The organism is Avibacterium sp. 21-599, assembly GCF_026226765.1.
GTDB lineage: Bacteria > Pseudomonadota > Gammaproteobacteria > Enterobacterales > Pasteurellaceae > Avibacterium.
Genome location: NZ_JAKKOB010000001.1, coordinates 113,632 through 137,285, shown reverse-complemented (window position 1 = coordinate 137,285; position 23,654 = coordinate 113,632). Strand labels below are relative to the sequence as shown.

The following is a 23,654-nucleotide window of genomic DNA, read 5'->3' as shown; positions in this document are numbered from 1 at the left end:
TATGCCATTTTATGGTGGGGTTATATGTAGCGGAAAATGTCATTCTGGGAAGTTGGTGGGGGTATGATTTTTTCAGAAATTGATAAAAGGGAGAAATAAAATACTCTCCCTAATAGCTAAATATTATAATGCTTAAGCTCTATTTATTAAGCTTTTTTCAAAAACGCTGATTTTAATGAGAAACTTTGGCCGTCAATTTTGCAATCTACATCGTGATCGCCATCAACTAAGCGAATGTTTTTCGCTTTTGTGCCTTTTTTCAATACAATAGATGAGCCTTTCACTTTCAAATCTTTAATTAAAATGACATTATCGCCATCTTGTAGTGGATTACCGTTGCTGTCTTTTACCACTTTTTGTTCGGTCTCATTTTCTTCATCGCCAGACCATTCATAAGCGCAGTCAGGGCAAACAAAATTTAAACCGTCGTGATAAACATATTCACCTTGGTATTTTGGACAAGTTGTTTGTTCCATTTTTTCCTCTTATCTAAATTTCAATATAAACAATCAGTTACATTTTTTTTGATTGAATAGTAGTAATGCGAGCGAAGTATATCAAACAAATCTCTTTCACTGTAATGATTTTTAAAGATGCCATAAAAGAGAATTTCCGCTAAACTAGCGGCTTTTAGAGGGGAACAAAATGAGAAAAACAGTTTTATTACTTGGGATCAGTGCATTACTAAGCAGTGCTTACAGCCAAGCCCATAACTTGCAACTTAATGCAACCCTACCAGCGGTAACCGTCGCAGATAAAGGTGAGCTTATCGTTAAAAATCAAGAGATTAGTGCAAAGCCTTGGCAATCTACCCAGCTTAAAGGTAAGGTTCGTGTGTTGCAGCATATTGCAGGGCGTAGCTCGGTAAAGGAGAAAAATTATCCTTTAATGGAAGCTATCAAAGCACAGCATTTTAATGGCGCACAATATCAAACCACAAATATTATTAATGCAGATGATGCGATTTTTGGCACGGGGCCTTTTGTGCGCAGTAGTGCTGAAAAGGCGAAAAAAGAAAATGCTCACAGCCAGATTGTGTTAGATAATCAAAGTGCGGTGAAAAATGCGTGGAAATTAAAAGAGAAAGAAAGTCTGATTGTGGTGTTGGATAAAGAGGCAAAAGTGAAGTTTGTTCACGAAGGGAAACTCTCTTCTGCACAAATCAATGAAATTTTAGCCTTAGTTAAGAATTTGCTATAAAACGTATCGTCTGAATAACAGAATGCGGAATATTCAAACCGAGTAATAAAGGAAGTGCCGAATAATCGGCACTTTTTTAATGGAAAAGCGCTTGATGTAAGGCGTTGATTTGTGCCTTTTCGCTTTCCAGTGAAAGTCCGTTTAGGGCATAATCTAAATCTATTTTTGCTTGTTTGAATGCGGCGTTACAAATGGCTTGATTATCTGATTGCCTCCACAGTATGGCGAGTGCTTTTTGTACTTTAATGTGAATTTCTAACATTGCGCTACCATCACGACAAATAGGGGTGAAGGATTGTAAAACGAGTTCTTGTTCGTTGAGATTTAACATTGCCAGACGATGATATTTCACGGCTTGTTTTTCTGCTTTGCTATCAAGTAGTAAGCGTAATAAAACGCTAATCACTTTAATTGCTGTGCCGGGATCGTTCACCGCTTGCGATAAGGCACGTTGCGCCACTTCGCTTAATACAATCAAACCAAATTTAGGATCTTGCGCATAAGAGCGGTTGTTTTCGATGATAAAATTTTCTTGCAGTTGAGCGATGTGTTCAATGGGCTTATTGACATAGGCAATTGGCATATTCGTATAAACCAATTTTCCGGGTTGAATGGCAATTTCAATTTCGCAATCATTATTATCAGCAAAATCTTGTAAATTTTGCATATTTATATGGCTCAAATAGCCTGTTTTATGCGCGTGAATTGCGTAGGAAAATTGAATTTTCTCAAGGGATTTTGCCCCCATATTTGGCTGTTGCCAATAATTGTTTAAGGCTTGCTGTGAGGCAGTTTCAATCTTTTCTAAGGTATTATTTAATAACCCAAGCTGTGATAACGCACTCACCCACGTAATCAAGGTGGTAATTAAATAAATGAGTACACAAATCGTCCCAATAAATAGCACAAATCGCCCCGCCTCGTTGTAATAACCCATTCCTAAGGTTATTTTGGCAATCACCGCATAAACAAAGGCTGAAATAAAACTTGAAATCGCAAGACGCGTGGTGTTATCTCCCATTACTAATTCGGTCGCTCTTGGCGTTGCCCCGTTAGAAGCAGAAGAAAAAGCCGAAACCATAATAGAAAGGGAAAAGGTACTCACCGCTAACATACTCGATGCCATAATGCTGAGAATGTCATTGAGTAATTCTTCGCTAACGTCAGGCATAATCTCTATCGGCAATGCTTTGTTTTCAATCAATGCAGAGAAAAGTGCCAGAAAGACAGCAAATAATGCCCCTAAAATAGGGGTGAGCCATAAGGCGTTACTTGGTTTTTTTAACCATAGAATTAGGATGAAAAAATGCTCTTTAAGATAGCTTAACATCGGTTTTCCTATATTGAGAGAGAAGAGCTTACCATAGCAGATTTTTTGTAGAAAGAAAAAGGGCTGAGTTGCTCAGCCCTGAGATTATTTTAAATTAGAACTTATAAGACACCGATGCATTGATATTACGCTCTGCGCCATAGTAGCAGTTGTAATCACAGCCTGCGATATAACGGCGGTTGCCTACATTCTCAACATTTAATTGCGCGATCCAGTTGGAGTCAAACGTGTAACGTGCCATTAAATCTACCACGGTAGCAGATGGAACTTCCTTGCCTGAATAAAGTGAACCTTGAGAGGTAACACTTTTACCAATATAGCGAATACCCGCGCCCAGCGTTAACCCATTTAATGCACCGTTAGCAAAGGTGTAATCGGTTTTCATAGCGAAAGTATGTTTTGCAATTAACGGGTTACGCACATCGCCATTATCTGTACGAGTAATAGATTTTAAGTAAGTATAAGCTAAGCCCATATTCCAGTTATTTATAATATTGACATCAGCTTGTACTTCGACACCTTTACGATAAATAGGAGCAGTATTACTTACTGTTTTACCCAATCCATTTGACACCAATGCCCCTTTATCTTTGGCTTTGAAAGCCGCAACAGTGATTGACCCATTTAACCAATCAGGCAAATATTTGATCCCCACTTCATATTGATGTGTGATATTTGGATCATAAAGTTTTTTTTCGCCACTTAATCCCACTGGTAAGTTAAAGGATTCGCTGTAACTAATGTATGGATTTAAACCGAATGGGGCTTCATACATTAATGAGGCTGAATAGGACGTATTGCTGATTTTTTGTGAAGAAGTGTATTCATCTTGTTTCGCACGATCGTGGCGTACACCAAGGTTTAGTACAAGACTATCTATAAAACGGCTTTGATTTTGTAAATAAAGCCCAAGTTGGCGTGCGGTGATATAGGTATAAGGTGCATTAATATTTTGTGCTTGATTATAGCCTGACCGAACCTGTTTTAAATTCACCGTAGAAGTGATTCTCTTATCAGATAAGATATAGTACGCTTTCACTTTTTGGTGGCGATAATCTGTTCCTAGCACTAAGGTATTTTTCACCCAATCATTGCCATATTTCCAACTGAAATGATTATCAAGCGTATGAGAAATGGATGTTCCATCGTTAAATACTACGTTACTAGCTAGATCATAATTTGCTGCACTCGGTGCTTTGGGTGACCCATCTGCATTATAAGCAGAAGGGTAGACATAAGAACCTCGGTGATAATTATTGACATAGGTATAACGATAGCTACTATCAAAACTTAAATTATTATCAAATTGATGGCTAAATTCATAGCCAATATTGTATTGACGATTGTATTCCCGATCATTGACTGGATCGCCAAGGTTGGTGGAACGGCTAATATAACTGCCATCTGGGAAAGGTACAAGTGAACCTTCTTGTGGCAAGAAATTAGAACTTGGTACACCTTTATCAAATTGATAGCTGGTTAAAAGGGTTAAACGAGTATGGTCAGAAATATCCCATTCTAAAGTTGGGGCGAAATAAACGGTTTTATTTTTTGTGGCATCCCATTGCCCATTTTTAGAGGAAAATGCGCTCACTAAACGGTAACGGAGATCATCATTATTTCCAATGCGATCAGTGTAATCAATTCCAATACCATATTGATGATGATTTCCCGCGTTAAGCTTAAATTCACCTTTGCCAATTTGATCTTTATGTGGACGTTTTGTGACATAGTTGAGTAAACCACCTGAATTGGCGGCACCAAATGTCATTGCATCAGCGCCTTTGGTGATTTCCACGGCTTCTAATGCAAATGTATTGACATAAGGGGTAAAAAATCCGTAAGACGTCAATGGTAAACCATTCAGCGCTTGAGTGACTTCAGCACCTCTTACTCGAAACCAGTTTGTATTTGTATCTTCACCAAAAACTTGGGTAGAAAATCCCGCTTGGTAGCGACCAATTTCATCAGCCTTGGTAATGTTTTGTTGGGCTAGTTGTTCCGCATTCAGTGCCACTGCCGATTTTGCTTGATAAATAGGCACTTCACCCATACGGTACATTGAACCGCCATTAACTTGAATTTCTTCCAACTGTTCCACGTCGTCCGCGAAAGCCATTTGACTTGTAGCGAAAAGTGCGGTGGAAATAAGTGATAATTTAAAAAATTTTTTTGTCATAAAAGCTCCGAGTAAAAGGCTAGCAAGATGAGCTAGCCTGATCGTTTATTATTTAATGCTAAATGTATAAGTGCTATACAATTTACGTTTTTGGCAGATTTTTTGATCTGGGTAATCCATTTCATAAATTGCCTTGATTTTCCAAGTGCCTTTTAGGGCTGGAATAAAATTCACTTTTCCTTGTGAATCCGTTTTACCTGAAAATGCTTGTGGTTCACGGTGATCATAAACCGCTTTTTCATCAAGTTTGGTAAATTCGTTTGTCGTTCCAATCACCGTAATCCCTTTGGCTGGTTGCCCTTTATATAGCACCTGTACAGGGAAAACTTCCATTGGACTTAAGGTGGTTGGATCAACTAAGGGAACAATTTCTAAATCTAACCCAACAGGTTTGATGGCAAAGTCGCTAACCTCAACCCCTGTATTCACATAGGTAGATGAAAACATACTGGATTCTTCACAGTAATTGGCATCTTTCATTTGACTGAGGTTTTCACGTTTCCAACCATTGTCATTTTTTGACCAGAAGGTTGGTTTGTAGCTACCTGAAATTTTGTATTCTGCTTTCGCCAATGGGCTGGTGGTAACATAATGGTAATTTTCGCCCTTTTGGGTTAGGGTTGTGCTTGTGCCGTCCGCACGGTGTAACACCAACGGATTTAAGATATTTAAACGTCCCTCGGCAATTTTTTCTCCTTCAGGAAAGTGATCGCCATAGCCAAGTACCGCAAGCAAATCTTTGCCCGCTTCGGCTTGTTGGGCATAAGCCCATAGATCGTGTGCTTGGCTGGCAAAAGGCAAAGCAAGTCCGCAAATTAAGGTAAGTTGTGTGAGTTTTTTCATTGGATTTCTCCTATCTTTATCATCAAAAAATTGGAATTTTTTGACCGCACTTTATAACGGCTTATTTTTAGTGCGGTATAAAATTCCTCCAAATTCGCCCTTGGCGAGGGATTACTTAAGTAATGTGCTTACTTAAGGGAGGAAAACTCTGTAACAACATCTTATGAATTTTCCGTAAAATTCGTTATATTTTTCTCATTAGCCATAAAAAATAGCTGCCACCGAGTAAGGTTACAATCAAGCCTGCTGGAATTTCATAGGGAAATAGCAGTTGGCGTCCTAGCCAATCGGCAATAACCATAATGGTTCCGCCTAATAATCCTGCGGCGAGGAGTTGGTTTTTACTATGACGAAAGCCTAGGTGATAGGCTAAATGGGGCGCAAGCAAGCCGATAAAACTTAATGCACCAATGAGCAAGGTAGCAAATAGCGTGAGTAAAATGGCAAAAGCAAATAAAATACCGCGTGCCTTGAGTATATTTACCCCAAGAGATTGGGCAATGATGCTATTTAGTGCAAATAAATCTAGCCAACGGACGAAAATAAAGCAGAATAAAAAGAGGATAATCGCGATAAACAGCATTGGGATCGCCACATCATTTGTTGCGTAATAGGTTGAACCTGATCCCCAATTTAATAATTGCCAAGCTCGCGGATCACCGCTTGCAACCAGTATTCGTTGTACCGCTTCAAATAAGGCTGAAATGCTTATTCCTGTGAGTAATACTTGATCGGGCTGTAAACCATTACGGCGATTGATTATCCAAATCAGCCAGACAATGAAGCACGCTCCCAATCCTCCCCATAGGGCATATTGGCTGAGTAAGGTGGTGCCGGTGATAAAAATGGCAAGCAATACACCAAAGCTTACCCCAGAGGTAATGCCAAGCAATTCAGGGCTTGCCATTGGGTTGTGGCTTAGTCGTTGTAATAGGGTTCCAGCTACGGCAAGCATTATTCCCGCACAAAATGCATAGGCAATGCGAGGAAAACGCAAGGTAAACAGGTTATTGTCCAAATAGATTTGCCAGCCATCTATTCCTTGCGCTAGCCATAAGGAACAGGATAGCGCAGCCAGTAAAAGTAAAGGTAAATAAAGTGCGGTGCTTTTTTGCGGCGTATTTTTCCACGTTATGGCATTTTCTTGTACGCGTCCATATTGTTGGCGATGTTTAAAGACGAGCCATAATAATAACGGTGTGCCGAGCAGGGCGGTAATTGAGCCTGTTGGTAAGGTCATCATTTGCCATTTTTCGAGTAATTGCAGGCTGAGATCGGCGATAAGTAATAAACTGCTGGCAAAATAGGCACTTCGCCATAATAAGGTTTTAATGCGGTAATCTGGGAATTGGCGAGCAAGCGTAGTTGCGGCTAAGCCAATAAAGGCAAGCATACCAACACGGCTGACCACGATAGCAACCAAATAAGCCGCGAGCAAAATACCAATAACGCGAATTTTTTTTACATTCACGCCTAAACTTTGTGCATTGCTTTCTTCGAGTTGTAATGCTTGTAAAGCGGGGCTAAGTAAGATGACAGCCAAAATGGCTGGCGCCAGTAATGGCAATAGAGTGAGGCTATCATACCAGCTTTCTTGAACTAATGAGCCACTTCCCCACAGGAGTAAACCACGACTTTCCTCAGGATAAAAAAGAATGAGTAAAGAGGAAAATGCGCCGAGATAAAAGTTCACGACAAGTCCAGCAAGGACAATCAACAAAGGGGAAACCATTTTTCGCCAAGCGAGGAGTAAGACTAAGCTGAGTGCAAATAATGCGCCAATAAAGGCGATGGGTGTGGCCCCCCATTGTAATAGACTAGGGAAAAATAGTGTTACCACAAAAAGGCTAAATTGCGCCCCCGCACTGACGGCAAGTGTGCTGTCTGAAGCAAGTGAATTATTCATTATTTGTTGTAAGAGCAACGAAGCAATCCCTAAACTCACGCCAGATAAAATCGCCATTAACACTCTTGGCAAGGTAAAATTAAAGACGAGTAGCTGACTCGTGTCGCTTTGCCCGAGTTGTTGAAAAAGCACGAGAACAAATAAAATCACTACGATGACAGCAAGGCTTGGCATTAAACGGCGTGTTACCATTTTGCTTGTTCCCCTTGTGGTTGGCGTAATCCTTGGCTTAATGCAATGGCTAAACGCTGTGCAGATGGTAATGCTCCGAATGTCCAAATGGCAGGAAGAATGAGAGGATCTTTCGCTAAAGGAAGCGTTTGCCATAGGCTATTATTCGCTAACTCTTTCGGAACATTTTGGGGATAAGGCTTGATAATCACCAGTTTAGCTTGCGCAAATTGAGCCAGTTGATTGAGGCTAATTAGGCTAAATCCCCATAAGTTTACCTGCCCTTGCCACGCATTTTGGAGACCGAGTTGTGTTAGAACGACACCCGGTAGGCTTTGTTTGCCATACACCCGCAGATGACGACCATCAATAAATTGTACGATTAATAAAGGACGATCTCGCACCTCTTGAAGTGTAGCTTTCTGGCTTGCAAACGTAGTTAATGTTTGTGTAATCAAGGCGGTGGGATCAACATTGATTACTTGTGCAAGTTGGCGTGTTGCTTGTAGTTGGTTCTGCCAAAAATCTCCTGTTTTATAGAAATTGACTAAGGGGATGTTATTGATATTGCGTAAATAAGGTAAATTAGCCTGTGCCGTCGCAAGATACATATCGCTATTAGGAAAGGCATTAATATCAAGTTGTGCAAGCAATTCTTTATTCGGTTGCAATCTTGTTCCTAAATCAATCGTTGTAGCAGGCAAGCTGGGTTCATTCACCCAATTTTGGTAACTTTGCTTATCACCAACCGCAGTCGGGGAAACACCTAGCCCTAATAGGGTTTCGGCAATGGTCCAGTCTAATGTTGCTACTTTCGCACTAGCAAGCACAGGTGTCGTAAAAATAAGTAGAAAAATGTGTAAGAAATAAGCCAGTATTTTCACTATTTCCCCTTAAAAAAATGCAACAGGAATGTGATCAATGGGATGAGCTTGCACCTGTAAATGAATATGATAAATCTGTGCTAAGGCTTGTGGTGTCATTATGTTTTGTGGGGAGCCTTGCATTAATAATTTGCCCGACTGCAAGGCGATTAGCTTATCACAAAAACGTGCGGCAAGATTGATGTCGTGGATCACAATAATCACCCCTAGATTTAAGTTTTTCACCAGTTTTTGAATGAGTTGCATCACTTCCACTTGATGTGCAATATCCAATGCCGCTAACGGTTCATCTAATAATAAAAAACGGCTTTGTTGAGCCAGTAACATTGCAAGCCATACACGAGAACGTTCGCCCCCTGAAAGGGTATCGACAAATTGATCGGCGTAGCTTTGCATATTTGTCCATTCAAGCGCATTTTGAATGGCTTGTTCGTCTTGTTTGAGGTTACGCCCTAATAGTCCATTCCACGCATAACGCCCCATTTGTAGCAGCCCTCTGGTGGTTAGGTTATTTGCCTGTGGCAAATATTGTGGCAGATAGGCAACTTCGCGCGCAAAGGCTCTATGTTTCCATTGCTGAATGACACGTTGATTAAATTTGAGTTGCCCACTGGTTGGCATTTGTTGGCGAGCGAGAAGTTTGATTAAGGTTGATTTTCCCGATCCGTTTGGTCCAATAATGCCATAGATTTTTCCCGTGTTAAATTGCAGTGATATAGGGTGCAACAACACTTTTTCAGGCAAGGCGAACGACACTGCGTTTAATTCAAACACGATATTTCCTATGAGCGAATAAATAAAGGGGAAAGATTTTAATTGATAACCGTTATCATTTCAATAGGTCTATTCTTAAAAATAAACGGCTACCTTAAAAGACGATTAAGATTGTAAATTTTTCTTTCCATTTTTACGGAAAAGTTTACAATGTTTGCCAGTTTTATCAGAAAAATGGGATGGAAAGCCAGTAATGCCAGCAGAAAAAAATCTTTTTTCACAAGTGGTTACACAAAGTCGCAAAATGCAAGAGGTGGTGGAAAAAGCCAAAAAATTTGCTCTGCTTGATGCGCCTTTGCTTATTCAAGGTGAAACCGGTACGGGGAAAGATCTTATCGCCAAAGCTTGCCATTTTTCTAGTCAAAGAAGAGAAAATAAGTTTATTGCGGTCAATTGTGCCGGTTTACCGAGTGAAGATGCAGAAAGTGAAATGTTCGGGCGAGCTTATGGGGAAACGGTAAATCAAGGCTTTTTTGAATATGCGAATGGGGGGAGCGTATTATTAGATAGCGTGGCAGAGTTGCCACTTAGTTTACAGGCAAAATTATTACGTTTTTTAAATGATGGTACTTTTCGCCGTGTGGGCGAGGAAAAAGAGCATTATGCTAATGTTCGTGTGATTTGTACCTCACAAGTTCCCCTTAGTCATTATGTAGAAAAAGGCAAAATGCGTGAAGATTTATTTCATCGCCTTAATGTATTAAGTCTTAATATTCCAGCGCTACGTGAACGTAAAGAAGATATTCCACAACTTACCACATTATTTGTCCAACAAATTAGCCAACAGTTAGGGATTTCCGTCCCCCATTTTGATGGTGCATTTTTAAATTATCTTGCCCATTATACTTGGGCGGGGAATGTACGAGAATTGCACAATGCGTTATATCGAGCTTGTTCTTTGGCTGAGAATAATCAGCTTGCTATTGCGGATTTGCACTTAGTGGAACAGGAAATTGCATTACCAAGTATAGAGCAATTTGCTAATCAAACCCTTGATGAAATTATGAATAATTTTGAGGCAATGGTGTTGCAGAAATTTTATGAGGAATATCCTAGCACCAGAAAACTGGCTTCAAGATTAGGCGTTTCGCATACTGCCATCGCCAATAAATTAAAACAATATGGCATAGGAAAATAAGGGAGAAATACCGCAAAAGCAACTTTTATTCATCTTGGTAGTTTGCTAAGAGCGGTTGTTTTTTTAATAATTTTTGCCATTCGCTTTGCTCAATATTTACCTTGAGTAAAAATTCCCCTTGCTCACTGATTTTTTCTTCACGAATACAATCCATTTCATACAGCCAATGACGGATTTTGCCTGCTTGTGGTGGCAAACAAAGTTGTAATTGCACAATCCTTTTGCTTAATTTTTGTCGAATGGCTTCAAATAATAAGGGAATACCTTGTTGTAAATGGGCAGAAATATACACACCCACTGGACGATTTTGATCATCATATTCAATATGTGGAACAAGGTTTTCCACTTGATCAATTTTGTTATAAACCAGTAATGTCGGGACTTGATTGGCTTGGATTTGTTGCAAAACCTCATTTACCGCATCAATATTTTCTCGTTTTCGTACATCAGCGCAATCCACAACGTGTAATAACAGGCTTGCCTCGCTGGTTTCTTGTAAGGTGGATTTGAACGCGGAAACCAGATCGTGTGGTAGATCTCGAATAAAGCCTACCGTGTCTGCTAAAATTGTGTTGCCAATATCTGGAATGTTTAAACGGCGTAGGGTAGGATCAAGGGTAGCAAAAAGTTGATCCGCCGCATAAACCTCTGCCTTGGTGAGCAAATTAAACAAGGTGGATTTACCCGCATTGGTATAGCCGACCAATGAAATCGTGGCAATATCTGCTTTCTTTCTTGTCTGACGATTTTGATGACGTTGCTTTTCCACTTTATTTAAGCGATGTTGCAATTGTGCAATACGAACTTTAATCAATCGTCGATCGCTTTCTAATTGGGTTTCTCCCGGCCCTCGTAAGCCTACCGCGCCTTTTTGTTGATCCAAGCCTGTTTTGCGCCGAATTAAACGAGTGGCAAGATGTTTTAATTGGGCTAATTCGACTTGTAATTTCCCTTCGTGAGAGCGTGCGCGCTGGGCGAAAATATCTAAAATTAACCCTGTGCGATCTACGACACGACATTCACATAGGCTTTCTAAATTACGCGTTTGTGCGGGTGTCAAACAATGATTGATCAAAATCACATTGGCGTTGTGATCTTTTACTGCTTGGGCAATTTCTTCTGCTTTGCCTTGTCCAATGAAATACTTCGCTTGTGGCGTGGCACGGCTTGTGGTGATAATGGTGGCAATATCTACTTGCGCAGATTCAGCAAGCAACTGGAATTCAGTTAAGTCATCAAGATTTTTATCAGCAGAAAAAAAGGCTTGTACAATAATGCCTCGATCTTGCGAAATAGCCCGTTGCGAGTGGTTTTGTGATGATGAAAAAAGTGCGGTAGAAATTTCATCTGAATTTTTCACCGCACTTGGAAAAGCTAAATGATCCAAAATTATTCAGTCTGCGATTCTGCTGAGGTTTCTGTTGCCATTTCTTGCGTTGCGTTATGTTGTTGCTGGTGAGCTTGATTATTATGATGAGAAACTGCACGAGCAGGCACAACAGTTGAAATTGCGTGTTTGTAAACCATTTGATTTACAGTGTTTTTTAATAAAATGACGAATTGATCGAAAGACTCAATTTGTCCTTGTAATTTAATGCCATTGACTAAATAAATGGATACAGGAATACGTTCGCGACGTAATGCGTTTAAGTAAGGATCTTGTAATGATTGTCCTTTTGCCATTGTTATTTTCCTTCTTATATTAGTTATAGGGTTTTTTATGGGGAACAAAAATCGTCTCCGTGAGCCAATATAGCAATAATCTTGACAGATGTCATCACTATGCCTCAATTATTTTAACGTTTGCGCGATTTGCATAAAGGATTTATCAGGGCTGAGACTGTCTAACCAAGTTATCGGTGATTTCCAGCCACGTAACCAAGTAAGCTGACGCTTAGCCAGCTGGCGAGTTGCACAGATCCCACGAAATACCATTTCTTGATGATCGTAATCACCCTGCAAATAATCCCACATTTGGCGGTAGCCAACACAGCGAATAGAAGGTAAATCAGCGTGTAAATCACCACGTTGATAAAGTTTTTCGACTTCTTGTTGAAAACCTTGTTCAATCATTTTATGAAAACGCAGTTCAATACGTTGGTGTAATACTTGGCGTTCTTGTGGGGCGATGGCAAATTGTGTGATGTCATAAGGCAGCGCCTCACCTTTTTGCTCAGTGAGTTCAGTGAGCGATTTCCCCGTGAGATAAAACACTTCTAACGCACGGTTGATCCGTTGGCTGTCATTCGGGTTAATACGTTGCGCAGAAATAGGATCGATTTTTGCTAACTCTTGGTGTAAGCCATTCCAACCGATTTGCACTGCTTTTTGCTCAATTTCTTGGCGTAAACGTTCATCTGCCGAAGGTAATGGTGAAAGCCCTTCTAGCAAGGCTTTGTAATAGAGCATTGTACCACCGACTAACAAGGGGATTTTACCCTGTTTACTGATGTTTTCCATTTCCAGTAAGGCATCGTGGCGAAAATTTGCCGCCGAATAGCTTTCACTGGGATCTTTTATATCAATTAAACGATGCGGAGCGAGGGCAAGTTCAGCCGCATTCGGTTTTGCAGTGCCAATATCCATTCCCCGATAAATTAAGGCAGAATCGACGCTGATGACTTCAACTGGGAAATGTTGGCGTAATTTGATCGCTAAGTCTGTTTTCCCTGAAGCAGTTGGCCCCATTAAGAAAATGGCTCGTGGCTTTGTGTGCATTAGCTATTTTCCTTTCCTAAATAGATTTGCCAATCAATAGGAATAAATAGCTGAGAAAGCGATTGATTTGGCTGTCGATGTAATAATTGTTCGGTTTCATTGAGTAAATTTACCGCATCTCCAAATACGTCTATCGTTTTATAATCAAGCTGTTGACAAAGTGCGGTCAAAAATTGGTGCATATTTTCGTTTTGTTGATTGAGTAAGTTCCCTACACATTGCTGTAAATTATGCTGGCGTAAGCAGGTAGGCACCTTAATCAGGCTAATTCGATGTTGAGTAAGATTTTCATTAAAGTGAAAACCGATTTGAGCGAAAAAGGTGTGTTGTTTTTCCCAAGCCGATTGCTGTTTTTCATCTAAACGGAAGAGTATAGGAATTAATAATGCTTGCTGGGCAATATCTTTTTCTTGTAAAGACAACATCGTTTGCATTTGTTGTAATTTTTTGATTGGTAATAAATAAAATTCCTGCTCTTGCTGTAAAAGTAGCGCTTGATTTTGCACTAAGGCTAATGCGCGTAACATTCGGCTAGTTGGCAGTGAACTTTCTTGCGTCGCTTGAACGGTTAAAACTGGGTTTTCTCCCTGTGTCGGTGAGGCTGGGCGAAGTAATTCGCCATAAGCCTGACTTTCTGTTTTAGTGATTTCGCTCTTTGGCTTGCTATAACCTGCTGGTGGAATAGCGGGATGATTTGTCGCTTTTTCTTTATTCAGCGAGGGGGAAGCCGAATAGTCCGTTGGTTGAAAAATATTTCTTCCTGCTGCACTACGATTAAGTTTTCCAACATTAGGTTGCCATACCCCATCAGGTTCTTGCACTTGTGATGTAGCTTGTTCGCTGAGTTCAGACGAGAGCGGTTGTTGCGTTAGTTTATGTTCAGCATTAAGCATTTTTCCGCCGAGTTCTAGGCTTGTAAGCAGGGCATTTTGTATGCCTTGGTAGATAAAATCGTGAACAAGGCGAGCTTGCTGGAAGCGCACTTCGTGCTTTGTTGGATGAACATTAACATCTACATCATTGGGATTAATATCAATAAAAAGAATATAAGCAGGATATTCATTGCTTTCTAAATGTTCAGCATAGGCTTGGCGTATGGCGTGAGTGATCACTTTATCGCGTACCATTCTGCCATTTACATAACAATAGTTTAAATCATTTTGGGTATGCTTAAAGAAAGGATCGGCAACCCAGCCTGAAAGATGGAGATCATCGTGTTTCCAATCAATATGTAAGGCGTGTTGAACAAATTCTTCCCCACAAATCGCTGCAATTCGTTTTAATTTTTGCGAAAAATTCCCCGCACTTTTGTATTGACGCACTGTTTTCCCATTATGGGTAAGCGTAAAGGCAATATGTGGTTTTGCTAAGGCGATACGACGGATCACTTCATCAATATGAGAAAATTCAGTTTTATCAGTGCGTAAAAATTTGCGTCTTGCTGGCGTATTAAAAAATAAATTAGCCACTTCAACCGTTGTTCCCACTGGGTGTGAAGCTGGTTTGATGGTGGTTTCCATATCTCGCCCTTGCGCATAAACCTGCCACGCTTCTTTTTGTTGTTCGGTACGAGAAGTCAGGGTCAGGCGAGAAACGGAACTAATACTTGCTAACGCCTCACCGCGGAAGCCTAAACTTAAAATGGCCTCTAAATCCTCAAGACTGGCGATTTTGCTCGTGGCGTGACGAGCAAGGGCTAAGGCGAGTTCATCTTTTGCGATACCGATACCATCGTCTCGAATACGAATTAAATTGGCACCGCCATTTTCAATATCTACCTGAATTTTTGTTGCGCCAGCATCAAGGCTGTTTTCTACCAGTTCTTTGACGACTGACGCGGGACGTTCAACAACTTCACCAGCGGCGATTTGATTAGCAAGCTGAGGTGGCAGAATTTTTATTGGCATTGTTTTTCCTAATTCCTTAGCTGAATTTTTTGTCCTGTTTTTACTTTCCCATCTTTGAGTTTTGGGTTTAATTTCAATAAGGTAGGCACAGGAATATTATACTCACGAGAAATCGCATACAGGGTTTGGTCTTTTTTCACTGTATGGAATTTCGGTGTTGTTTTATCTTTTCCTTTATTCTCAGTTTTTGTATTTTTATTCGCCGTTTTATCTGTTTTTCTGCTATCTGTATTTGTACTGTTCGACTTGGTGTTTTCTGTTTTGCTATTTTTACCATTATCAGGGATTTTAATGGTTTCACCAATCCAAAGCTCACGGCGTTTAAGCTGATTTAATGCAATAATGTCATTCATCTTGACATTATATTTGTTTGCTAATCCCCCAAGACTTTCACCATTTTTCACTTTATGGCGAATACCGCTATCTTTTGGTAAGTTGCTAGTGGTTTCACGCGTATTTTTGACCGCACTTTCTGTACTAGGCGTTTTAGCCACATTGATTTCCGTTTTGACATTACGGCGACGAAAATCAACCAGACTATCATAAATAACACGGGCTAATTTTTTGCGATATGCAAGAGAATTAAGTTTTTTTTCTTCATCAGGGTTAGATAAAAAACCCGTTTCCACTAAGATCGAAGGAATATCTGGCGAACGCAATACCCCAAGACTCGCGTGTTGTGGCGTGCTACGGCTTAACGTCGTGATTTGAGCAAAACGGCGTAACACAATCGAACCCAATTCATAGCCCACACGTTGGCTATGACCAAATTGTAAATCAAGCACCGTTTGATCTAAATATTTCTCTTTATGTGAAGCAAGCACTGAGCCTGCGCCACCTAATAGCTCGGAACGCTTTTCGTGATCTTCCAACCATTGCCCCATTTCACTGTTTGCACGACGATTAGACAGCACCCACACGGAAGCACCGCGTAAATCTGGTGAAACGGAGGAATCTGCGTGAATAGAAACCAAATAGTTTGCTTTGTATTTACGTGCAATTTCAGAACGTTCAGGGACAGAAATATAATAGTCGCCTTTGCGAGTGAGAACTGCACGGAAATTGGGATCTTTATCCAATAAGGCTTTTAGCTCTCTGGCAATAGAAAGCGTAACATTTTTCTCATAGATTTTCTGTGTACGGCTGATTGCTCCCGGATCTTTTCCACCGTGGCCGGGATCGATAGCAATAGTCCACGCAGCAGCAAATGCCGGTGTAGTGAGCAATACACAGGAACAAAGTGCGGTAAGAAATAAATAATATTTTTTCATCATTTTTATTTAACTGGGTGACGAAATAATTTGTTTCATTAATTGTAAAATTTGTTTACCTTCTCTGGAGTTGGGAAGGAGTGCAACATTACGTGCATCATCAACATAGTCAATATTGATAATGAGATCGGCTGGCGGTAATAGACCTCGCCCTTTTTCCGACCATTCGATCAAGCAAATACTTTGGGCATTAAAATAATCACGAATGCCCATAAACTCCAATTCTTCGGGATCACTTAAACGATATAAATCAAAATGATAAATTGATTTTTCCGTTAAATGATATTCCTCAACTAACGTATAAGTGGGGCTTTTTACCTTGCCTGAATAACCTAGCCCTTGAATCATCCCACGGCTTAACGTGGTTTTGCCTGCCCCAAGATCGCCGTTTAAATAAATAATAATGCCGTTATCTGTCGGGATATTGCTTGCAATTTGCATTAATTTTGCCCCAAAACGACACATCGTGATTTCATCAGGAATATATTGATTAAATGCTTCCATTATTTTCTCGGCGATTGGTTAATTTTAGATAAAAATAAGTGCGGAATTGTACCGCACTTTTGTTTTGTTTTGTAGGGGAATGATGCGAGATAGTATTAATTTGTTATCCCAGTGCGTTCGATTTTTTCTTTAATGGCTTCGGCAACAAACGCATTAAGGCTGAGAGCTCCTGCTGCGAGCACAGCATTGCGATGCAGTTCCTCACTAACTCTCACATTAAATACCCCTTTGAACGGTTTATCTGGTGTTCGCCCAAGTTCTTGGCAGTCTTGCAAATATAGATCTACAGATGTTTGAAATTCTTTCTCTAACTGCGGTAATGTTTCTGCCTCGTAGGTAACCACATCTCGAATATATGCTAATTTTCCAAATAGCACATTATTTTCTAAATCTGCTTCTATCGTACCTACATAGCCTTTATATTTGAGTAATGTCATAGTAATCCTACTCCTTTTAATCCGTCTTTCACTGATTTTAACGCCCCACCTTTGATATAATTTTCTGGGTGAGGTTTATGTAACAAGATTAAGTGATTAAGCTCTGCGTGGTAAAATCTGACACGAGAGCCTGCCATTTCACGTTTTTCATAGCCTAATTGCGCTAACAAGGTAAGCAAGTCGCTCCAAATAAAGGTATTTTTAGCATTAGTTAATTTTTCTAATAGCTTTTTCGATTTTCCCATTGTTTTGCTCTTTTGGTACTAATTATAGTTACATAAATCTAAAAAAACAGATCTATTTTCTATTTTGTATAATTTACGTCAATTTTCTTTGGATAGCCCACTTGTAATGCAAGCGGTCTATTTGTACGGATTAGATTTTCTCTAGCACAAATAAAGAAGCGTGAAGTCATTGTTTTTTCACCTTGATTAAGAAAAATTTCAATCACCGAGCGATCAAAGAATATTTCCACTTGATGCAAGCCTTCAATACGGCAATAACGCGTGTCGCCAAAGGATTTCATCGAATCGGTTTGTTCAGTTTGGCGACGATCTAGGCATAGCACTTTGCCATCATAACTTAAGGTTAAATGCTGATTTTGTGCATTAGTAAAAAAGTTTAATGTGAATGGCTGAGCTTCAGCATCAAATTTGATATAAGCACGATCTAAATTTGCAATAACAGTCTCTTTTTGAACGTGAGTAGATTGAAGTGCGGTAATATTTTTATAAATATTTTCAATGGGTTGCTGATAGATTTTACCGTTTTGTAAACGTAATTGGCGTGGCAATGAAAGCATTGAATGCCATTTGTAGCAATCCGTAGGGTAGCTTAAATCAGGTAATCCAACCCAGCCGAACAGCATCGTTTGCGTGCCAGAAAAGGTTTGTGGTGCATAGAAATCAAAGCCTTGATCCAATTCAGCAATGTGTTCGGCGTGGAATTGGCGATCGTTAATATTGCCCAGTGCATAGACGGCGTGATAATTATTTTGATATTGCTCGCTTTCACGGGCTTTGCCTTGGGGCGACCAGATAAACAGGGATTGATCGCCAATTTGCGATAAGTCAGGGCATTCCCACATAAATACGCCTTGATTGTCAAAGTCAGGCAGGGCAAGTTCACCTAATAAACGTGGGGTATCAGCTAAATTATCCATTTCAAATACCAGTGCAGTACCCGTCAGATTTTCCCGTTGCGCGCCACAAATAAAGCGGATTTTGCCCTCTTTGGTTAGGAATGGTTTTGGATCGCGTACGTGTTCGGTATAACCTTTTGGTGCTTGGTCAATCAGGGGGCGTTTACTCAACAATTTTCCTGCTTTGCTGAAAATTGCAAGATTTTGGTAAGGCACACGTTGATTATCACTTGGGCGTCTGGTATTGCCTGTGTAGAACACGGCAATGTTGCCGTCAATTAATAGCGCACCACCAGAATAACAGCCGTGGCTTTCATACAATTCACAGGGTATAAGGAGATCGGCTTGGGTGAATTGTTGAAAATCTTGTGTGGTAAAATGTTGCCAATGCTTCATTCCGTGAAGGGCATCAAAAGGATACCATTGATAAAAAAGATGATATTTTTCTCCGTCAAAAATCAAGCCATTTGGATCATTAAGTAATCCTGTTGGCGGAGCAAGATGATAAACTGGGCGAAAATCCTGATCTTGTGCGACCGTTTGAGCAATTTTTGCTAACTCACCTTGTTCGGCAGCATAGAGGCTTTTGTATTTTCCTTCGTTGAAAATTATCATCAGCGTTCTCCTTATTGATTTAAAAAATGGATTAATTGCGCTTGATTTGGCAGGGCAGACATTGCGCCTTTTGCGGTGGTTGCTAAAGCACCACAAGCATTGGCTTGACGTAAAATTTCTACTAATGTTGCCTTATCTGTGTCCCAATTTGGTTTTTGCGAAAGCCCAGCCAGTAATCCACCAACAAAGGCATCGCCTGCCCCCGTAGTATCAACAGGCTGTAAGGCTTTACCTGCAATAATTTCTTTTGTGCCATTGAAATGATAAAGTGCGCCTTCTTTGCCTAGCGTAACAATAATCAGCTTTTGTGGATAAAGTGCGGTAATTTTTTCAAAGGCTTTTTCAAGGCTGTCTGTTTCTGTTAGAAAGGTGAGTTCTTCTTCCGAAAATTTCAGCACATCAGCTAAAGCGACTGCTTGCATTACCACTTCACGCATTTCATCAAGGCTTTGCCATAGGCTTTCACGCAAATTGGGATCGAAAGAGACATAGCCTTTCGCCTGATGAATATTTTTCATTGCGGTGAAGGTCGCCGTGCGGGAAGGATCGTTAATTAACGCAATAGAACAGCAGTGTAGCCATTGTCCTTGAGTGAAAGTGGGAAGTTCCGAAACGTGCAAAAATTGATCCGCACTTGGGTTTACCATAAAGGTAAAACTACGTTCACCTTGATCTAAACCAACCACAACTGTTGAAGTGCGTTGTGTGGGATCTAAGGTCATAAACGTGGTGTCCACCTTTTCTTGTTGCAAGGTCTGTTGCATAAATTCACCCAGGGGATCTTTTCCTACCTTACCAATAAAACCACTTTCACCGCCTAAACGGGCGATACCAACAGCAACATTGGCTGGCGCACCACCAGCACAACGTAAATAATGTTGTTCGCCATCAGGGATTAAATCCACAACGGCATCACCTAATACCCAAACTTTTTCTGACATTTTTTCACCTTTCTTGTCTTATAAAATCTTGTTAATTTCATCAATAAATAACCTTGCCCAATATGTAGCACATATTACTAGCATAATGTTTTGCTATGAGGCGAAATGTTATTTGTCGGTGTTTAATTTTAAAATGAAAGATCGCTATTTACTGATAGCAAAATCCATTTAGCGGATTGATAAAAAAGAAGGCGTATTTTCATACGCCTAACATCTTGCCCTATTATTTTACCGTAACGCGTGCAAATTTGCGTTTACCTACTTGATATACAGCGCTGGAGGCATAAATAATGGCTTTGGCATTTTCTACCTTTTCACCATCAATTTTTACCCCACCTTGTTGCACCATACGCATCGCTTCAGAGGTGGAACTTACAAGCCCTGCCTCTTTTAATAAATTGGCTAAACCAATTTCGCCCTCAAAGGTAAATTCAGGCATTTCATCAGGTATTGCCCCCTTTTGGAAACGGTTAATAAATGCTTGTTCTGCGGCGTTGGCGTCGGCTTCGGAATGGAAACGGGCAGTAATTTCTTTTGCCAGTAATACTTTAATATCACGTGGATTACGTCCGTTAGCCACATCTTGCTTAAATTGTGCAATTTCGCTTAATGGGCGGAAAGAAAGCAAATCATACCAATCCCACATTAATTGATCGGAAATAGACATCACTTTACCGAACATTTCATTTGGTGCTTCGTTTACCCCAATGTAGTTGCCAAGTGATTTTGACATTTTTTTCTCACCGTCTAAGCCCACGAGTAACGGAAGTGTGATCGCCACTTGTGGTTTTTGCCCATCTGATTTTTGCAATTCACGCCCAATTAGCAAGTTAAAGGTTTGGTCTGTCCCGCCTAATTCCACATCGGCTTTCAAATGGACCGAGTCATAACCTTGCAATAATGGGTAGATAAATTCGTGAATGGCAATAGGTTGGTTATTACTAAAACGTTTTTTGAAATCATCACGTTCTAACATTCGAGCTACCGTATAATTTGAGGCTAAACGGATCATTCCAACCGTACCTAATTCACCTAACCAATCAGAATTGAACACAATTTCAGTTTTTTCGGGATCTAAAATTTTGAAAATTTGTTCTTTATAGGTTTCCGCATTGCGTAGTACATCTTCACGAGAAAGCGGTGGACGCGTTGCGTTTTTACCTGATGGATCGCCCACTGTGGCGGTGAAATCGCCGATTAAAAACATCACGTGATGGCCAAAGTTCTGGAATTGGCGTAATTTATTTAGCACCACGGTATGCCCCAAGTGAATATCTGGCGCAGTAGGATCAGCCCCCAATTTTACGCGTAAAGGACGATTTTCTTTAAGTTTTTCAATTAAATCTTGTTCTGAAAAAATTTGATCCGTGCCGCGTTTCAGCTCAGCCAGTTGAGTTGTGAGATCTGTCATTGATGTATCCTATAATAAATAATCCTGTAATGTGTGGGTTATTATAGATAATATTAGCCAAATGAAAAGGCAATATTGGTGAGAAATTTTGAAGAAAAAAGAATATGATGGCAAATTTTCGCGATATTTAAAGTGCGGTCATTTTTTATGATGTTTTTTTCAACGGAATAACGCGCTGGTTTATCGTTTTTTCTGTTGAGTTAAAGAAAAACTGTCTTGAATACATTCCCATAATAATGAAGGGGAAATTTCCGCTAAATGGAGACTCATCCAATGTTCTTTATTCATATGATAGGCGGGATAAACCCCTTTTATCATACGTAACGCACCAATCATTTCAGGCTGGGCTTTAACATTTATAATCCAAATGGTTTCTGTATGAGATAAGCCAATTTTATTGCCGGGGATATTCATTAAAATGGCAAACCATTTACCGCTATTTAGGTGGCGAAAAACCCCATACTCAGGAAATTTTGCCCACAAATAGGCGGGATTAACCTGATAATGTTTGGCAATGTATTGGATAATCTGGCTTGGCGTTATCATTAAATGTCCTTGTAAAAATGGTGAAAAATCTGACCGCACTTGTATTTTATGTTATTTTTTATGCAAGATATATGCAATTTTATAGGGAGAAAATAATGCCGCTTAATCATCTCAATCAGCCTATTGGAGAGCCTATTGTCGATTTTACGCGGGGGGAATTGCCAAATATTCATCTAATAGAAGGGCTATATTGTTGTTTGCAACGCCTTTGTGCCGATCGTCATTTTAAGGATATTTATAAGTTTATTGGGCCAGATAGCCCAGAAAGCCAATGGACTTATCTGCCTATTTCCGCACAACCTAATGAGCAAGCCGCACAACAGCTTCTGCAAGAATGGGCGAACAGTGCTGATCCTTATTATTTAGCGATTATTGATAAGGCGAGCCAAAAGGTAGTGGGAATATTTTCGTTAATGCGCATTGACCCACAAAATCGCACTATCGAAATGGGCTGGGTGATTTATTCTAACTTGCTAAAACATTCTCGCGTGGCAACGGAAGCACAATATCTCGCAATGCAATATGTGTTTGATAAACTCAAATATCGTCGTTATGAATGGAAATGTGATAGTTTAAATCAAGCCTCATTTAATGCGGCAAAACGCCTTGGTTTTCAGTTTGAAGGGATTTTTAGACGTGCTGCAGTTTATAAAGAGCGTAATCGTGATACCGCGTGGCTTTCAATGCTAAAAGAAGAATGGCAGAGAATGAAACCGAAATTTGAACGTTGGCTTGCAGCGGATAATTTTGATGATGAAGGAAAGCAATTACGTTCATTAAATGATTGCTAAGATGGCTATAAAAATGGTGTTTTTATTGTTTTTAATTGATAGAACCTATTAAATTTAGAGGGATAATCCTATTACCGCTGATTGTCTTTAGATATGCCAAGCGTATAATCGCGCAAGATTTATTACAACTTTTATACAAATTTAGGAGCCCAAAATGGAAAAACCAGCGATTGTTTTAGTGCATGGATTTTGGGGAGGGGCAAGTCATTGGAACCTTGTACTTAAGGAACTGAAAAAACAGGGGTATACAGACGTTTATGCGGTAGAAAATCCGCTGACTTCTTTAGCTGATGATGCAGAACGTACTCGTAAAATGGTAAAGCAAATTCAGAAACCCGTAGTATTAGTAGGGCATTCTTATGGTGGGAAAGTAATTACTGAAATGGGGGATTTACCAAATGTAAAAGCCCTAGTTTATATTGCTGCATTCGCCCCTGATGTAGGTGAAAGTGCGGGAGGCATTAGCCAACAGCACCCACCAGAGGCTTTTTCTGCGATTGTCGGAGATAGTGATGGTTATCTATGGATAGAACGAAACCGCTACCATCAAAGTTTTTGCCAAGATGTGAGTGAAGATGAAGCTTACCCACTGTCAATTACACAAAAAGCACCACTAGCTTCCACCTTTGCTGATACGGTGAGCCAAGTAGCGTGGAAAATAAAGCCAAGTTTTTATCAAATTTCTACACAAGATAGAATGATTCACCCTGATAATCAAAAAATGATGGCAGAACGTATTTCACCACGTAAAATTATCAGTCTTGATGCAAGTCATGCGTCGTTAATGTCACAAGCTGAAGCAGTAACGCAATTAATTTTAGATGCGGCGACAATAGCATAGCTATTAACGGCAGACACTTAAATTAAATATAAAAAAAGTGCCTCTTTCTGTGGGGGGAGAGGCACTAAAATGTTGGAGTGATTATCTATTATTGTTTGAATGAATT

Annotated in this window: 23 protein-coding genes; 4 read left to right on the top strand and 19 right to left on the bottom strand. The window is 40.0% G+C overall.

The window, feature by feature from the left end:
* Positions 1–146: 146 nt before the first annotated feature.
* A complete protein-coding gene (locus tag L5B83_RS00705; protein ID WP_265777237.1) occupies positions 147–476 on the bottom strand; it encodes a zinc ribbon domain-containing protein YjdM in 330 nt (109 codons plus the stop codon).
* A 169-nt stretch (positions 477–645) separates the two neighbouring features.
* On the opposite strand from L5B83_RS00705, the gene L5B83_RS00700 reads away from it, so the two are divergent.
* Positions 646–1,200, top strand: a complete 555-nt coding sequence (locus L5B83_RS00700; protein ID WP_265777236.1) for a YtfJ family protein — start codon at positions 646–648, stop codon at positions 1,198–1,200.
* Positions 1,201–1,276: 76 nt separating this feature from the next.
* Here L5B83_RS00700 and L5B83_RS00695 read toward each other — a convergent pair whose 3' ends face one another.
* The 6 genes from L5B83_RS00695 to L5B83_RS00670 all read right to left on the bottom strand — a co-directional run bounded on the left by L5B83_RS00695 (position 1,277) and on the right by L5B83_RS00670 (position 9,287).
* Positions 1,277–2,530: a DUF2254 domain-containing protein gene (locus tag L5B83_RS00695; protein WP_265777235.1), complete on the bottom strand. Its 1,254-nt coding sequence runs from the start codon at positions 2,528–2,530 to the stop codon at positions 1,277–1,279.
* Positions 2,531–2,624: 94 nt separating this feature from the next.
* A complete protein-coding gene (locus L5B83_RS00690) occupies positions 2,625–4,709 on the bottom strand; it encodes a TonB-dependent siderophore receptor (protein ID WP_442780617.1) in 2,085 nt (694 codons plus the stop codon).
* 48 nt (positions 4,710–4,757) lie between these two features.
* Positions 4,758–5,552 (bottom strand): DUF4198 domain-containing protein, encoded by a 795-nt coding sequence (locus L5B83_RS00685; RefSeq protein ID WP_250350602.1) that lies wholly within the window; start codon positions 5,550–5,552, stop codon positions 4,758–4,760.
* A gap of 184 nt (positions 5,553–5,736) precedes the next feature.
* Positions 5,737–7,650 (bottom strand): Fe(3+)-hydroxamate ABC transporter permease FhuB, encoded by a 1,914-nt coding sequence (fhuB, locus tag L5B83_RS00680; protein ID WP_265777234.1) that lies wholly within the window; start codon positions 7,648–7,650, stop codon positions 5,737–5,739.
* Positions 7,644–8,513, bottom strand: a complete 870-nt coding sequence (locus L5B83_RS00675) for an ABC transporter substrate-binding protein (RefSeq protein ID WP_326938222.1) — start codon at positions 8,511–8,513, stop codon at positions 7,644–7,646. Before L5B83_RS00675 ends, fhuB begins: the two co-directional genes overlap by 7 nt.
* A 9-nt stretch (positions 8,514–8,522) precedes the next feature.
* Positions 8,523–9,287, bottom strand: a complete 765-nt coding sequence (locus L5B83_RS00670) for an ABC transporter ATP-binding protein (RefSeq protein WP_250364329.1) — start codon at positions 9,285–9,287, stop codon at positions 8,523–8,525.
* A 193-nt stretch (positions 9,288–9,480) separates the two neighbouring features.
* Between L5B83_RS00670 and L5B83_RS00665 the strand changes: the two genes are divergently transcribed.
* The gene (locus L5B83_RS00665; protein WP_250364330.1) at positions 9,481–10,425 is read left to right on the top strand and encodes a sigma 54-interacting transcriptional regulator; all 945 of its coding nucleotides are present in this window, start codon (positions 9,481–9,483) and stop codon (positions 10,423–10,425) included.
* Between the two features lie 25 nt (positions 10,426–10,450).
* Here L5B83_RS00665 and hflX read toward each other — a convergent pair whose 3' ends face one another.
* The 12 genes from hflX to L5B83_RS00605 form a co-directional block, all read right to left on the bottom strand.
* Positions 10,451–11,812, bottom strand: a complete 1,362-nt coding sequence (gene hflX, locus L5B83_RS00660) for a ribosome rescue GTPase HflX (protein WP_265777233.1) — start codon at positions 11,810–11,812, stop codon at positions 10,451–10,453.
* Positions 11,813–11,814: 2 nt separating this feature from the next.
* Positions 11,815–12,108 carry an RNA chaperone Hfq gene (gene hfq, locus L5B83_RS00655; protein ID WP_250350597.1) on the bottom strand — a complete coding sequence of 98 codons (294 nt, stop codon included), beginning with the start codon at positions 12,106–12,108 and terminating at the stop codon, positions 11,815–11,817.
* Positions 12,109–12,216: 108 nt separating this feature from the next.
* Positions 12,217–13,143 (bottom strand): tRNA (adenosine(37)-N6)-dimethylallyltransferase MiaA, encoded by a 927-nt coding sequence (gene miaA, locus L5B83_RS00650; protein ID WP_265777232.1) that lies wholly within the window; start codon positions 13,141–13,143, stop codon positions 12,217–12,219.
* Positions 13,143–15,050 (bottom strand): DNA mismatch repair endonuclease MutL, encoded by a 1,908-nt coding sequence (mutL, locus tag L5B83_RS00645; RefSeq protein ID WP_265777231.1) that lies wholly within the window; start codon positions 15,048–15,050, stop codon positions 13,143–13,145. The genes miaA and mutL overlap by 1 nt, the downstream gene beginning before the upstream one ends.
* A gap of 8 nt (positions 15,051–15,058) precedes the next feature.
* A complete protein-coding gene (locus L5B83_RS00640; RefSeq protein WP_265778351.1) occupies positions 15,059–16,321 on the bottom strand; it encodes an N-acetylmuramoyl-L-alanine amidase in 1,263 nt (420 codons plus the stop codon).
* 9 nt (positions 16,322–16,330) lie between these two features.
* Positions 16,331–16,825 (bottom strand): tRNA (adenosine(37)-N6)-threonylcarbamoyltransferase complex ATPase subunit type 1 TsaE, encoded by a 495-nt coding sequence (tsaE, locus tag L5B83_RS00635; protein WP_265777230.1) that lies wholly within the window; start codon positions 16,823–16,825, stop codon positions 16,331–16,333.
* 95 nt (positions 16,826–16,920) lie between these two features.
* On the bottom strand, positions 16,921–17,262 hold the full coding sequence (locus L5B83_RS00630) for a type II toxin-antitoxin system HicB family antitoxin (protein WP_250364334.1): 342 nt from the start codon (positions 17,260–17,262) through the stop codon (positions 16,921–16,923).
* A complete protein-coding gene (locus tag L5B83_RS00625) occupies positions 17,259–17,507 on the bottom strand; it encodes a type II toxin-antitoxin system HicA family toxin (RefSeq protein WP_250364335.1) in 249 nt (82 codons plus the stop codon). The genes L5B83_RS00630 and L5B83_RS00625 overlap by 4 nt, the downstream gene beginning before the upstream one ends.
* A 59-nt stretch (positions 17,508–17,566) precedes the next feature.
* Complete coding sequence (locus L5B83_RS00620; RefSeq protein ID WP_265777229.1) at positions 17,567–19,018, bottom strand: glycoside hydrolase family 32 protein; 1,452 nt, start codon at positions 19,016–19,018, stop codon at positions 17,567–17,569.
* An 11-nt stretch (positions 19,019–19,029) separates the two neighbouring features.
* Positions 19,030–19,959: an aminoimidazole riboside kinase gene (locus tag L5B83_RS00615; RefSeq protein ID WP_265777228.1), complete on the bottom strand. Its 930-nt coding sequence runs from the start codon at positions 19,957–19,959 to the stop codon at positions 19,030–19,032.
* A 223-nt stretch (positions 19,960–20,182) separates the two neighbouring features.
* Positions 20,183–21,370: a tyrosine--tRNA ligase gene (tyrS, locus tag L5B83_RS00610; RefSeq protein ID WP_265777227.1), complete on the bottom strand. Its 1,188-nt coding sequence runs from the start codon at positions 21,368–21,370 to the stop codon at positions 20,183–20,185.
* A 180-nt stretch (positions 21,371–21,550) separates the two neighbouring features.
* Entirely contained in the window at positions 21,551–21,916 is a 366-nt protein-coding gene (locus L5B83_RS00605) for an MmcQ/YjbR family DNA-binding protein (RefSeq protein ID WP_250350590.1), read from the bottom strand.
* Between the two features lie 95 nt (positions 21,917–22,011).
* Here L5B83_RS00605 and L5B83_RS00600 point away from each other — a divergent pair, with 95 nt between their 5' ends.
* Together L5B83_RS00600 and L5B83_RS00595 are read left to right on the top strand one after the other, a co-directional pair.
* Positions 22,012–22,707 carry a GNAT family N-acetyltransferase gene (locus L5B83_RS00600; protein ID WP_265777226.1) on the top strand — a complete coding sequence of 232 codons (696 nt, stop codon included), beginning with the start codon at positions 22,012–22,014 and terminating at the stop codon, positions 22,705–22,707.
* A gap of 154 nt (positions 22,708–22,861) precedes the next feature.
* Positions 22,862–23,548, top strand: coding sequence for an alpha/beta hydrolase (locus L5B83_RS00595; protein ID WP_265777225.1), 687 nt, complete (start codon positions 22,862–22,864; stop codon positions 23,546–23,548).
* Positions 23,549–23,654: the final 106 nt, after the last annotated feature.